A 13,350-nucleotide genomic window follows, 5' to 3' on the forward strand; every position below is an offset into this window, starting at 1 on the left:
GCTATTTCGGGGCTCCGATCCCCTACTCTGCGACTCGATGGCGAGCTCGAAATTACTCACGCGGTGTGCTGCCGCAGTGGCCGCGGCGCTGTGCGTCGTCGGCACACCGGCGATCGCCTCGGCCGATCCGGCCGACCCCAACACCTGCCCGTACCGGGTGACCACCCCGCCGGCCGTCGACTCTTCCGAGGTGCCCGAGGCCGGCGACCCGCCGCTGCCGCTGCCCGTCCCCGCAAAGCCGGTGGGCGGCGACGCGCTGTCCGGCTGCGGAGTGATCGTCGCGGCGGGTACGCCACCCGTTCCCGACGACATCTCCGCCGAGTCGTGGTTGGTGGCCGACCTGGACACCGGCGACGTCATCGCCGCGCGCGATCCGCATGCCCGGCACCGCCCCGCCTCGATCATCAAGGTCCTGATCGCGATGCAGTCGATGAACGAGCTGCCGTTGAACAAGATCGTCACCGGCACCCAAGACGACGCCAACGCCGAGGGCACCCGCGTGGGGGTGGACGAGGGCGGCCGCTACACCGTCAACGATCTCCTTCACGGCTTGCTGATGCACTCCGGCAACGACGCCGCGCACGCGCTGGCCATGCAGGTCGGTGGCTGGGACACCGCGATGCAGAAGATCAACGGACTGGCCCGCAAGCTCGGCGGGCAGGACACCCGCGCGGCGACACCGTCCGGCCTCGACGGCCCGGGCATGAGTACGTCGGCCTACGACATCGGCCTGTTCTACCGATACGCCTGGGCGAACCCGACTTTCGCGAACATCGTCGCCACCGAGAAGTACAACTTCCCCGGGCATCCGGCCAAGCCGGGCGAGGACGGCGACCATCCCGCCTATGAGCTGGAGAACGACAACCAGCTGCTCTACAACTATCCGGGCGCACTCGGCGGCAAGACCGGCTACACCGACGACGCGGGACAGACATTCGTCGGCGCCGCGAACCGCGACGGCCGCCGGCTGGTGGCGGTGCTGTTGCGCGGTACGCGCCAACCGATTCCGCCGTGGCAGCAGGCCGCGCACCTACTCGACTACGGCTTCGCCACACCGCCGGGAACCAAGATCGGCACCCTGATCGACCCCGACCCGTCACTGATGGCGCCCAAGCCGGATCCCGACAGCGCGGTCGCCGCCAAGGCCTCGGCCGTGCTGCCCGAGGCCGACGCGGTGCCGGTGCGGGTGGGCGTCGGCGTGGTCGGCACGCTGGTCGTGTTCGGGCTCATCATGATGGCGCGCTCGATCAACCGCCGCCCGGTGCGCGGGCGCTAGTTACTCGCGCCGCCGGCGCCAGAGCCGCGAAAGACCAAGCGCTCCAACCGCACCCACGGCCATTGCGGCGACCGTCTGCCGTGCGCTCAACCCGTCGTCCGGGCCGACCCGCGGGCTGATGACCGCCGGGCCGGGCGCCGGAACCGGCTCGGGCACCAGATTGTCATGCGACGTCGCCGCCCACGCGGTGGCGAACAGAATCAGCCGCGCGGTGATGTAGGCGAAGACCATCAGACCCAACACCGGCCCGAACGTCGCACCCGCCGGCCCGTGCACCACCGACCGCAGGTAGATCGAGCCGACCAGCTTGAAGATCTCGAAGGCCACCGCGGCCATCAGCCCGGCCCGAACACTGCTGCGGAAACTGACCGACTCACGCGGCAACCGGGCGATCATCCAGCTGAACAACAGCCATGACACCGCCCAGGACATCACCAGCGAGACGGCCCGCAGCACCCCGCCCAAGCCGTCGGCATGCGGCACACCGATCCACTCCAGAACCTTGGTCATCAACGACGGATCGGCCAGTGCGGTCAGCGCGATGGTCAGGACGATCGCGACGAACACCGACAACAACGCCAGCAGATCAGACAGCTTGGTGCGCACGAAGTTCGGCGGATCGACGCGCTGCTCCCACATCTGGCTCAGTGCCTCACGCAGATTGGCGATCCAGCCCAGCCCGGCCCACGCCGCGGTGGCCAAACCGATCACCCCGACCGACGTGCGGGACTGAACGGCCGAATCGATCAGGCCGATCAGCTGCTGACCGAAGTCCCCGGAAACCGTTGTCTTGATCCGGCTTTCGATGTCGGCCAGCACATCCGGCCGGCTGGCCAGCACGAAGCCCCCGGCCGCGAAACCGACCATGAGCAAGGGGAACAACGCGAAAATCGTGAAGTAGGTGATGCCCGCGGCGTAGAAGTCGCCCTTGACGTTCTGATAGCGCTGCCCGGCACGCACCATGTGGTCGAACCAGTGATAGCGGGCCCTCAGCCGGTCCAGGCGACCCGGTTCATCGGCCGGTTCCGTCATTGCCCAGCCTCCCGCGTCTACGGACTTGTCGGCAAAAACCCTAACCGCTCATATACCCGTCCGATGGTCACGGCAGACACCTCTCGTGCCCGCGTCGCGCCCTTGGCCAGGATCGCCTGCAGTTCGGCCGGGTCGTCCAGCAGTTCGTTGACGCGCTGCTGCAGCGGTGTGACGTATTCGACGACGGCGTCGGCGGTGTCCTTCTTCAGGTCGCCGTAGCCACGCCCCTGGTAGCCCGCGACGAGCGCGTCGATATCGGTGCCGGTGACCGCGGACTGGATGGACAGCAGATTCGACACGCCCGGCTTGGCGTCGACGTCGAAGCGGATCTCCCGCTCGCTGTCGGTGACGGCCGAGCGGATCTTCTTGGCCGTCACCTTGGGGTCGTCGAGCAGGCTGATCAGCCCCGCCTCGGTGGCCGCGGACTTGCTCATCTTGGCGGTCGGTTCGGCCAGGTCGTAGATCTTGGCGGTGGCCTTGGCGATCATCGGCTCCGGGATGACGAACGTGTCGGGAAACCGGACGTTGAACCGCTGCGCGACATCGCGGGCCAGTTCCAAATGCTGGCGCTGGTCCTCACCGACCGGGACCAGATCTGTGTCGTAGAGCAGCACGTCGGCGGCCATCAGGACCGGATAGGTGAACAGGCCCACCGTGGTGGCGTCGGCACCCTGCTTCTGCGACTTGTCCTTGAACTGCGTCATCCGCGAGGCCTGGCCGAACCCGGTGAAACAGCCCAATACCCAGGCCAGTTCGGTGTGCGCGGGGACGTGGCTCTGCACGAAGATCGTGGCACGGTCGGGGTCGATGCCCAGCGCGAGGTACTGCGCGGCGGTCACCAGGGTGCGGTGCCGCAGCGTGGCGGGATCCTGCGGCACGGTGATCGCGTGCAGATCGACCACGCAGAAGAAGGCGTCGTGGTCGTCCTGCAGACCCACCCAGTGCCTGATCGCACCGAGCGCGTTGCCCAGGTGCAGCGAATCAGAAGTCGGCTGGACGCCGGAGAAGACGACACGACGGGATGAGCTGTTCATGGTCTGTCAATCCTGTCACGACCGCGTTCGCGGCTAGCATCCTGCTTCGTGCGAGGAGTTTTGGCGCTGGCCGCCGCTATCACCCTGACCTGCGTGCTGGCCGGTTGCGACAGCAAGCCCAGCGAGCAGCAGCGCCCGGCGTCGACGGCGGTGGTAATCGTCTCCGGCGGAGATGCGACGACCCCGTACACCGGACCCGACCAGGCGTGTAAGACCGGGCTGGCGGCCGGCAACACCGACACCGCGCTGCGGGAGTACCTGCTGTCCAAGGGCTACACGGTCTACACCTCGCCCGCGATGGCCGGCCGCGGCCAGGTGGTGGACCAAACCGGGTTCGGCCCGTTCGGGGTCTGCCCGGTCACGCTGCCGGAGAACATGACGGTCGACTCGACGGGCAGCATCGACACCGCCGGTGAGCATCTGGCCCGCTTCCTGACCTGGTTGCACACCGACAAGGGCGTCGACGAGGTCGATTTCGTCGGTCACTCGATGGGTGGGCTGTACTCGCGCGCCGCCATCCGGGTGCTGGCATCGACGAACTCGTCGCTGAAAGTACGGTCGCTGACGACGATCGGCACACCGTGGCAGGGGTCGTATCTGTCCGACTACGCCAACGGGCTGATCCCGCTGAGCGACTGCAAGGGTGACACCTTCTGCGAGACCGCGATGAAGGGGATGCTCGACGAGGTGAAGCGGCTCATGGCGGGCTCGGGCCGCGAGGTCAACCAGGCCTTCCTGATGGGCAAGGACGGCTGGAACGAATACCAGTCCGGCGTGCTCGACAAGATCCCGGTGGTGCTGATCGGCGGCAAGAAATTCAACCCCCCGAAAACCAACAGCGACGGGCCGGTGAATCCCGCGGTGTGGCCCAACGACGGTCTGGTGGCGTTGCAGAGTGCGCTCGCCAAGAACATCAGCGACCCGGTGCTGCCACACCGGCGCTGCCACACCTTCGACGACACCCACAGCATCTACGTCTCCAATCTTGCTGGGCTGGACCAGAAGACCGCGCTGACGTGGGACCCTCAGGTCCTCGAGACGGTGCACAAGGCCATCGACGACGCGCCCAAGGCGCTCGACGGTGCCAACCGGGAAGGCTGCCCGGCGTAGTGGTGGCCCGCCTAGTCCTGCGCAGTCTGGCGCTGCTGGCCGCCGTCGTCCTGGCCGGCTGCTCGCACACCAACACCGAAGGAGATCGGCCGTCGCGGGCGGTGGTCATCGTCTCGGGACTGGCCAGCACCAGCCCCTTCACCACACCCGAGGCCGCCTGCGCCATCGGCCTGCCGGCCGGCACCGACCACACCCCGTTGCGCGACCATCTCTCGAACTCAGGGCATTCGGTGTTCACCGCACCGGCGATGGCCGGGCCCGGTCAGGTGCGCGACACGACCGGCTACGGCGCATTCGCCTCCTGCCCGGCTCCACTGCCCGCGGCCATGACGATCGACACCACCGGCAGCATCGACCTGGCCGGTGAGCATCTGGCCCGCTTCATCGAGTGGCTGCACACCGAGAAGAAGATCGACGAGGTCGACCTCGTCGGACATTCGATGGGCGGGCTGTATTCGAGGGCGGCGATCCGGACCCTGCTGTCTGCGGCGTCGCCGGTCACCATACGGTCGTTGACGACGATCGGAACACCTTGGCAGGGATCCTATTTGGCGAACTACGTCGAAGGCACGGTGCCGTTGAGCGCCTGTGCGGGTGACCAGTTCTGCGAGAGCCAGATGAAGGGTTACACCAGAGATATTGCGGCGGTGCATATTTCAGGATCGGCGCGGGAACTCGGCCAGTCCTACCTGACCGGCCCCACAGGCTGGAATGCCTCCCAGGCCGGCGTCCTGGACCACATCCCGGTCACCTTGATCGGCGGCAACCGGTTCACCCACGCAGGCCCCGCCGACGCCGCCGTGTGGCCGAACGACGGTGTTGTCGAACTGCGCAGCGCACTGGCCCGCGACGTCGACGACACCGTCCTGCCGCACCGGCATTGCGAGACCGTCGACGACACCCACAGCGATTACGTCTCGATGATCACCGCATTGACGCGTGACACCGCGCTGACATGGGACCCGCGGGTGCTCGAGGCGGTGACCAAGGCAATCGACAACGCGCCTACGACGTTCGACGGCCCCAACCGCCAAGGCTGCTGACGGCCCAGGCGACCAGCAGGATGGCGGCCGCCGTCAGCGACGTGGCAAGCCCGAACCGCGTCGCGAGCACTCCCCACAGCAGCGAGCCCAGCGCCTGGGCACCGATCAGCACCACCAGGAACGCCGCCAGGCCGCGGGCACGCACCCACTGCGGCAGCAGCAATTGGGCTGCGACGGTCAGTGTGGTCAGTGCGGCGATCCAGGCGACCCCGGTCAGCAACAGCAGCGGAACCGCCGCCCACAGCGGGAAATACGCGGCGGCGGTCAGCCCCACCGCGGTGGCGACGGCGGCGACCGGCAGGATCAGCGCGGCAGGCACCTTCGCGCGGATCCGCGGCATCGCGAACGCCCCGCAGACCGCCCCGACGCCGACGGTGCCCAGCACCGTTCCGTAGCCGATCGCGCGCAGTCCCCACGACTGGGACGCGACCAGCGGCAGTAGCGCCCACAGCGCCGAGGCGGGAAGAGCGAACACCGCCGATTGCAACAGGATTCGACGACCCTCCGGGGTGCGCCAGATGAATCCGAGGCCGCCGGTCCCCGGTTCGGGCGAGGTGTCCACCGGCGCTGGTTCCGTGCGCCGCCAGGCGACCAGCGCGACGATCACCGCAACGAACGACAGCGCGTTGAGCCCGAACACCACAGCGGGCCCGATGAAGGCCACCAGAAGACCCGCGATGGGTGGGCCGATCGCGCGCGCCGCGTCTGCCGCGACCCCACCCAGCGATGCGGCGGCCGGCATCTGGTCGCCCGGAACGAGTTCCGGCTGGATCGCCTGCCACGCCGGGGCGGTCAACGCCCCAGCACATCCGACGGCGAACATCAGGATCAGCAGCGTCAGCGGTTCCAGCAGGCCGGCCGCGGCGATCACGGTCAGCACCGCAGCCGCAGCGGCCGCGTAGATCTGCACCAGGATCAACAGCCGGCGACGATCCACCCGATCGGCCAGTGCGCCGGCGAACACCGTCAAGATCAGTGTCGGCGACAGGCTCGCCGTCTGTACCAGCGCGACCACGGTCGGGTCCGCCTCCTCGATGACCAGAAACCATTGCGCCCCAACGGTCTGCATCCAGGTCCCGATATTGGAGACCAGTGCCGCGACGAACAGACTCCGGAATCCCGCATTCCTCAGCGGCGCCCAGGCTTCAGCCACCCGGAGAACTCTACGGTCACCGGGGCGTGATCGGACCACCGAAGTGCGTAGGCGGTCGGCTTCTCGACGCGGGCGGCCACGGTGCGTGCGGCCAGGCCCGCCGTGGCCAGGTGGTAGTCGATGCGCCAGCCCGCGTCGTTGTCGAACGCCTTACCGCGCCACGACCACCAGCTGTACGGGCCGGCGACATCGGGATGCATCTGACGCATGACGTCCACCCATCCGGTATCGAGCAGATCGGTCAGCCACTGCCGCTCGCCGGGCAGGAACCCGGCCTTCTTGACGTTGGCCTTCCACGCCTTGATGTCGTTGGTCGTATGCGCGATGTTCCAGTCGCCGCAGATCACCGCGTCGCGGCCGTCGGCGGTCAGCTCGGCCATCCGCTTGGCCAGCGCAGCCATGAACCGTTCCTTCTCCAGCTGCCGGTCGGTGTCCGCCTCCCCGGTGTGGACGTACACGCTGCCGACGGTGTGCCCGCTGGCCAGGTCCGCTTCGAGGTAGCGACCGTGTTCGGCGAATTCGGTTGCCGCCAAGCCGATTCGCACAGCAGTGAACGGTGTGCGGGACAGGATCGCCACCCCGCTGCGACCCTTGAGGTGGGGGCTGGCCGACGCCAGATGCCAGCCGTCGGCCACCGCCGGGGCCAGCGCCTCGGCGATCTGTTCGTCGTCCGAGCGGGTCTCCTGCAGGCACACGACGTCGGAGGTGGTGTGGGTCAGCCAGTCCAGCAGACCGAGGTTCTCTTCGGAACGCCGGCGCACCGCGGCGCGCACGCCGTTGACGTTGATGGTGGTCACGATCACGGTGCAAAACCTATCGCGCGGTATTGCGGTACCGGCGGTATCACCTTTACGGTCGGGTTGTGCCGCTACGCGAACCGATTCATCAAGGTGCCGGCGAACCGATCCTGCTGCTGCATCCGTTCATGATGTCGTCCTACGTCTGGACTGAGGTCGCCCCCAAGCTGGCCGACACCGGCCGCTACGAGGCGTTCGCACCCTCGATGGCCGGCCACAACGGCGGCCCGCGCAACCGGTCGTGGATTCTGGACTCGAAGACCATGGCCGATCACGTCGAGCGGCAACTCGACCAGCTCGGCTGGGACACCGCCCACGTCGTCGGAAACTCGCTGGGCGGCTGGGTGGCCTTCGAGCTCGAGCGACGGGGCCGCGCGAGGACCCTGACCGGGATCGCCCCGGCCGGCGGCTGGCACCGCTGGTCACCGGTCAAATACGAGATCGTCGGCAAGTTCGTCGCCGGCCTGCCGGTCTGGCTGACCGCCCGGGTGCTCGGCGAGCGCGCACTGCGCCTGCCCGGCGTGAAAGCCGCCGCCACCGTGCCGATCAGCGCGACCCCGCGCGGCGTGACCGAGGTGCAGCTGCGGGAGATCCTCGACGACGTCACCCACTGCCCGGCCTACTACCAGCTGCTGATCAAAGCCCTGCTGATGCCGGGCCTCATGGAGCTGACCGAGACCAGCGTCCCGACCCACCTGGTGATCTGCGAACGCGACCGGGTGCTGCCCCACCCCCGGTTCAGCAACCATTTCCGCAAGCACATCCCCGAGATCACCAAGGTGACGCATCTCGACGGCGTCGGCCACATCCCGATGTTCGAGGCGCCGCAGCGTGTCGCGGACCTGATCATCGAGTGGGTCGACGCCCACGTGCCGCCGGTGCGGCAGGTCGAGACCGGTTCCTAGCCGAGCACGGAGTTGAACGTTTTGCTCGGACGCATCACCGCGGCCGTCTTCTCCGGGTCCGGGTAGTAGTAGCCGCCGATGTCGACGGGCTCACCCTGCACCGCGCCCAGTTCGGCGACGATCGTGGCCTCGTTCTCGGCGAGAGTCTTGGCCAGCGGGGCGAAATGCCCGGCCAGTTCCTTGTCCTCGGTCTGCTCGGCCAGGGCCTGCGCCCAGTACAGCGCGAGGTAGAACTGGCTGCCCCGGTTGTCCAGCTCGCCGGCCTTGCGCGACGGACTCTTGTTCTCGTCCAACAGCTTTCCGACGGCGGTGTCCAGCGTGCTCGCCAGCACCTTGGCTTTGGCGTTGTCGGTCTTGTTGCCCAGATCCTCCAGGCTGGCACCGATCGCGAGGAACTCGCCGAGGGAATCCCAGCGCAGGTGGTTCTCCTCGACCAGCTGGCTGACGTGCTTGGGCGCCGAGCCGCCGGCGCCGGTTTCGTACATGCCGCCACCGGCCATCAGCGGCACGATCGAGAGCATCTTGGCGCTGGTACCCAGCTCCAGGATCGGGAACAGGTCGGTGAGATAGTCGCGCAGGATATTGCCGGTGGCCGAGATGGTGTCCTGGCCGCGGATAAGCCGCTCGAGCGTGTATCGCATCGCCCACACCTGCGGCAGGATCGTGATTTCCAGTCCCTCGGTGTCGTGGTCCTTGAGGTAGGTCTTGACCTTCTTGCGCAGCTCGTTCTCGTGCGGGCGCTCGTCATCGAGCCAGAACACCACCGGCATTCCGGACAGTCGGGCCCGGTTGACGGCCAGCTTGACCCAGTCCCGGATCGGGGCATCTTTGACGATCGGCATCCGCCAGATATCGCCCGCTTCGACATTCTGCGAGAGCAGCACCTCGCCGCTGTCGTTGTCGACGATCCTGGCGAAGCCGGGCTCGGGAATCTCGAAGGTCTTGTCATGGCTGCCGTACTCTTCGGCCTTCTGCGCCATCAAGCCGACGTTGGGGACGGTGCCCATGGTGGTCGGATCGAACTGGCCGTGCGTCTTACAGAAGTTGATGACCTCCTGGTACATCCGGGAGAACGTCGACTCCGGGTTGACGGCCTTGGTGTCCTTGGTTCGGCCGTCGGCGCCGTACATCTTGCCGCCGAGCCGGATCATCGCCGGCATCGAGGCGTCGACGATGACGTCGGACGGCGAATGGAAGTTCGAGATGCCCTTGGCCGAGTCGACCATCGCCAGCTCGGGCCGGTGCTCGTGGCACTTGTGCAGGTCTTCGATGATCTCCTCGCGCTGCGAGGCCGGCAGAGACTCGATCTTGTCGTAGAGGTCGGACAGGCCGTTGTTGACGTTCACGCCGAGCTCGTCGAACAGCGCGCCGTGCTTGGCGAAGGCGTCCTTGTAGAAAACCTTCACCGCGTGACCGAACACGATCGGGTGGCTGACCTTCATCATGGTGGCCTTGACGTGCAACGAGAACATCACGCCCGTCTTGTACGCGTCCTCGATCTGCTCCTCGTAGAAGTCGATCAGCGCCTTTTTGCTCATGTACATGCTGTCGATGACGTCGCCCTCGTCGAGCTTCACCTCGGGCTTCAGCACGATCGTCGGGCCGGCGGCAGTGACCAGCTCCATCCGCACGTTGCGCGCCTTATCCAGCGTCATCGACTTCTCACCGTGGTAGAAGTCGCCGGTCTTCATCGTCGCCACGTGGGTGCGCGACGCCTGCGACCACTGCCCCATGCTGTGCGGATGCTTGCGCGCATACCCCTTGACCGCATTGGGGGCGCGACGGTCTGAATTACCTTCGCGCAGAACCGGATTCACCGCACTACCGAGGACCTTGGAGTAGCGGGCCTTGATCTCTTTCTCTTCGTCCGACTTGGGGTCGTCCGGATAGTCGGGCAGGTCGTATCCCTTGGCCTTGAGCTCTTTGATGGCGGCGATCAGCTGCGGTACCGAGGCGCTGATGTTGGGCAGCTTGATGATGTTGGCACTCGGGTCCTGGGTCAGCGCGCCGAGCTCGGCCAGGTTGTCGGGCACCTTCTGCTCGTCGGTGAGCCGGTCGCTGAACTCGGCGAGGATGCGCGCGGCCACCGAGATGTCACTGGTCTTGACGTCGATGCCCGCGGCTTCGACGAAGGCGCGCAGGATTGGGAGAAAGGCATAGGTGGCCAGCAATGGCGCCTCGTCGGTGAGGGTGTAGATGATGGTCGGCTGGTCACTCATAAGTCACTCTCCAGGCGTCACGGTTGATCAAAAATCTGCGGAGCGGCGCGTTGTCCTGATGGCAACAACTATCACGTCGGCCACGACGCTACCCGTGGGCCACAGTCTCGGCATCGCCGGGCGGCGAGTCGACCGTCTTTATTACTAGCCAGTAACTTTCGGCGCTTCCCCAGCCAGGATCCCCTGAGACCGAGCGCGCTTGACGGCCTCTTTGCGGTTCGGTGCGTCCAGCTTCGCCAGGATGGCCGACACATGGTGATCGACAGTCTTGACCGACACGAACAGCGCCGCCGCCATCTCGGCGTTCGTCAGCCCTTCCGCCATCAGATGTAGAACCTCCGCCTGGCGCGCGGTCAACCCCACCCGGTTGGCCAAACTGGCAGCGCGCCTGCGAGCGGGCACTTTGAGCGCTCCGGCCGACCGAAGGTCGGCGCGCACCTTGTCGGCAACCGCCAGAGCCCCGAGCCCGTCGAGCAGGTCCAGTCCGCGGCGGACGGCCTCCTCGACACCGGTCTCGGTCAACGCCAGCGCGGCCTCGTACGGCAGGCCGAGACTGTCGAATGCATCGGCCGCCGCAAGGAGATCCCCGTCGAGGTACAGGCGGTACGGTTCGGCGACGTCGCGGACTTCGACATCGACGCCGCTTCTGCGCAGCCACGACGCCAGCTCCCCACGCGCCCATGACAGTCCGGGCAGTTCAGGCCCCTCGATAAGGCGGTGATAATCGTCGAGATTCACGGGTGTACAAGTCAGCCAACCGAATTCGGTGAACGCCGCGGCAGCGGGAATCAGGCGGAGGGGTTCGCTGTAGCGCACCGCCAACTGCCACGCATCTGCGATGTCATCGCCGCCACGGCCGGTGCTGCGCAGCGCGACCAATCCTCGCACCAATGCGGGCCAGAACCGCGCCAGCGGAGCGCATCTCACGTCGAGAACATCTGCGGCATCTCCGGACGCTTCGGTCCAGTCGCCGCGCATCAGGTGTAACCGGGCCCGCGAACCCACCTGCCACACCCGGCAGACCGGCAGGTCACGCTCGACTGTCAGCTGGATGCTGACGTCGAGCAAGTCTGCTGCCGCGTCGAGTCGGCGCTCTTCGACATCGAGGTATGTCAGGTTGCTGTACCCGCTGGAATAGATCACGTCGAGATGCCTGGGCGCGGACCGCAAGATCGACAGGATGTCGTTACGGCCCGACGTCAATCCCCGCATCACCGAACAGATTCCGTCGATGATCGCAATGCGCACCGCCAACGCGGTCTCGCCGGCGGTCTCGGCGATCTCCGCCGCCCTGCGCGCCAGTGATCCCGCCGTTGTCAGGTCACTGGCCTGCATCGCAAGGTACGCCTGCATGGCCAGACCATGGCCGAGAGCCGCCAACTGATCAGGCGCGTCGAACTGCGCCCCGCGGAATACCGAAACTGCTTGAGCCACTTCCTTTTCCGCAGCTTCCCTGTTGGCGTTGTACCACTCGTAAACGGACATTGCGTGATGCGCGGCACTGATATCGGCAGCAACTCCCACCTGCTGGCGCAGAAGCAGCGCGCGCCGGCACGCATCGATCGCGTCGTCGAGTTGGTCGACGAGGTAGAACTCCTCAGCGAGGAGCTCCAGCAACGTCGCTTCCTCCGATGCCGAGAATGCGGCAGAAGAGTTCAGCGCAGTGCGGTAGAACTCGGCGGCCTGCCGATGTGCGCCAGAGCGAGCGGCTGCGACTCCGGCAGCCGTCGCAGCCGATCTGACACGCTCCGGATCACCGGCACCGAGGGCGTGGTGAGTGATCACCGCGTGATCGATGCGGCCGGCCGCCTCGTACGCGTCGATCATGCGTCGATGCAATTGGGCCTCCGCGCCGGGCGGAATGATGCCGGCCACCGCGACGCGGCAGAGATCGTGCCGAAAGACCACCCCGCGGGCAGTGCGGCTGATGAGGTTGGCCTGGTGCAGCCTCCTCAACGGCGGCACCGCGATCCCGAGTTCGACGAGCAGGTAGTCCGGGATCGCCTCCGGAGCGCAGGCAAGCAGGTGAAGCAGGTCCCACGCCGCTTCGTCCAGCCCGGCAGTCCGGGCGAGCACGGCGTTGCGTACCGACGTCGGCAAGTCCTCGACGGGGTGATCGAGCATCTCGGACACGAAGAACGCGTTGCCGGCGGTCACCCGATGGAGCCAGCGCGGATCGATGGCGCGGTCGCCGACCAGAGTGGTCACCGCGGTGACGCTGAGTGGGAGCAAGGGAATCCATGTCGCGACCGGGCTGCGCGAGATGTCACCCAGAAGCTGCTGAACATGGCTGTCGACGGCGACCTCGTCGTTGCGCGCGGTCAGGATCAGAAGCGAACGGCTGCGCTGAATCCGGCGCAGCACGAAGCGCAGCAGGTCCACGGTGCCCTGGTCGGCCCAGTGAAGGTCGTCGATGACCACGATCGACGGGGTCGCCGCAATGTCGTCGAAGACCGCGTCGAAGATGTCGTACGCGTGTTCGGCGTCGTGGATGACCGCCCGGGTCGTCGGTGCCAACTCCGTCGATACATCCACGATCGGCCCGAGTGGGCGGGGCGTGGGGAGCGGATCACAGCTACCCCACAAGAGCCGGATGTGATCCGGCCGGCGGGCAACGAACGCCTCGACGAAAGCGGTCTTGCCGGCGCCGGCCTCCCCGACGACAAGGGCAAGCCCCCCTCGCCCCGCTTTCGCACGCTCGGCACATTCGTCCAAAGCGGCAAAGGCGGCTTCGCGCTCGACCAGTGCCATGGCCAGATCGTAGCGACCGGCAACCGCGCT

The 13,350-nt window shown here is 67.0% G+C and carries 9 protein-coding genes and 1 pseudogene; 4 read left to right on the forward strand and 6 right to left on the reverse strand.

Going from position 1 to position 13,350, the window contains the following annotated elements; all coding sequences use genetic code 11:
* The first annotated feature begins 37 nt into the window (after positions 1-37).
* Positions 38-1,276, forward strand: a complete 1,239-nt coding sequence (locus HPC46_RS05960; RefSeq protein WP_179467775.1) for a D-alanyl-D-alanine carboxypeptidase family protein — start codon at positions 38-40, stop codon at positions 1,274-1,276.
* On the opposite strand, the gene yhjD is transcribed toward HPC46_RS05960, so the two are convergent.
* On the reverse strand, positions 1,277-2,308 hold the full coding sequence (gene yhjD, locus HPC46_RS05965; protein WP_179467777.1) for an inner membrane protein YhjD: 1,032 nt from the start codon (positions 2,306-2,308) through the stop codon (positions 1,277-1,279).
* A gap of 17 nt (positions 2,309-2,325) precedes the next feature.
* Positions 2,326-3,342, reverse strand: a complete 1,017-nt coding sequence (gene trpS / locus HPC46_RS05970; protein WP_179467779.1) for a tryptophan--tRNA ligase — start codon at positions 3,340-3,342, stop codon at positions 2,326-2,328.
* Positions 3,343-3,390: 48 nt separating this feature from the next.
* Between trpS and HPC46_RS05975 the strand changes: the two genes are divergently transcribed.
* Positions 3,391-4,452 (forward strand): alpha/beta hydrolase, encoded by a 1,062-nt coding sequence (locus HPC46_RS05975; RefSeq protein ID WP_407665472.1) that lies wholly within the window; start codon positions 3,391-3,393, stop codon positions 4,450-4,452.
* A 2-nt stretch (positions 4,453-4,454) separates the two neighbouring features.
* Positions 4,455-5,495 (forward strand): esterase/lipase family protein, encoded by a 1,041-nt coding sequence (locus HPC46_RS05980; protein WP_325096576.1) that lies wholly within the window; start codon positions 4,455-4,457, stop codon positions 5,493-5,495.
* Here the strand turns inward: HPC46_RS05980 and HPC46_RS05985 are convergent.
* Both HPC46_RS05985 and HPC46_RS05990 read right to left on the reverse strand, forming a co-directional pair.
* The gene (locus HPC46_RS05985) at positions 5,458-6,648 is read right to left on the reverse strand and encodes an MFS transporter (RefSeq protein WP_179467781.1); all 1,191 of its coding nucleotides are present in this window, start codon (positions 6,646-6,648) and stop codon (positions 5,458-5,460) included. The genes HPC46_RS05980 and HPC46_RS05985 overlap by 38 nt on opposite strands.
* The gene (locus HPC46_RS05990) at positions 6,624-7,451 is read right to left on the reverse strand and encodes an exodeoxyribonuclease III (protein ID WP_179467783.1); all 828 of its coding nucleotides are present in this window, start codon (positions 7,449-7,451) and stop codon (positions 6,624-6,626) included. The genes HPC46_RS05985 and HPC46_RS05990 overlap by 25 nt, the downstream gene beginning before the upstream one ends.
* A gap of 39 nt (positions 7,452-7,490) precedes the next feature.
* On the opposite strand from HPC46_RS05990, the pseudogene HPC46_RS05995 reads away from it, so the two are divergent.
* Positions 7,491-8,350, forward strand: a pseudogene (locus tag HPC46_RS05995) (alpha/beta fold hydrolase).
* Here the strand turns inward: HPC46_RS05995 and HPC46_RS06000 are convergent.
* Complete coding sequence (locus HPC46_RS06000) at positions 8,347-10,569, reverse strand: NADP-dependent isocitrate dehydrogenase (protein ID WP_179467788.1); 2,223 nt, start codon at positions 10,567-10,569, stop codon at positions 8,347-8,349. The pseudogene HPC46_RS05995 and the gene HPC46_RS06000 overlap by 4 nt on opposite strands.
* Positions 10,570-10,713: 144 nt before the next feature.
* The gene (locus HPC46_RS06005; RefSeq protein ID WP_179467790.1) at positions 10,714-13,320 is read right to left on the reverse strand and encodes a helix-turn-helix transcriptional regulator; all 2,607 of its coding nucleotides are present in this window, start codon (positions 13,318-13,320) and stop codon (positions 10,714-10,716) included.
* Positions 13,321-13,350 lie beyond the last annotated feature (30 nt).

This window comes from Mycolicibacterium vinylchloridicum, assembly GCF_013404075.1.
Taxonomy (GTDB): Bacteria; Actinomycetota; Actinomycetes; order Mycobacteriales; family Mycobacteriaceae; genus Mycobacterium; species Mycobacterium vinylchloridicum.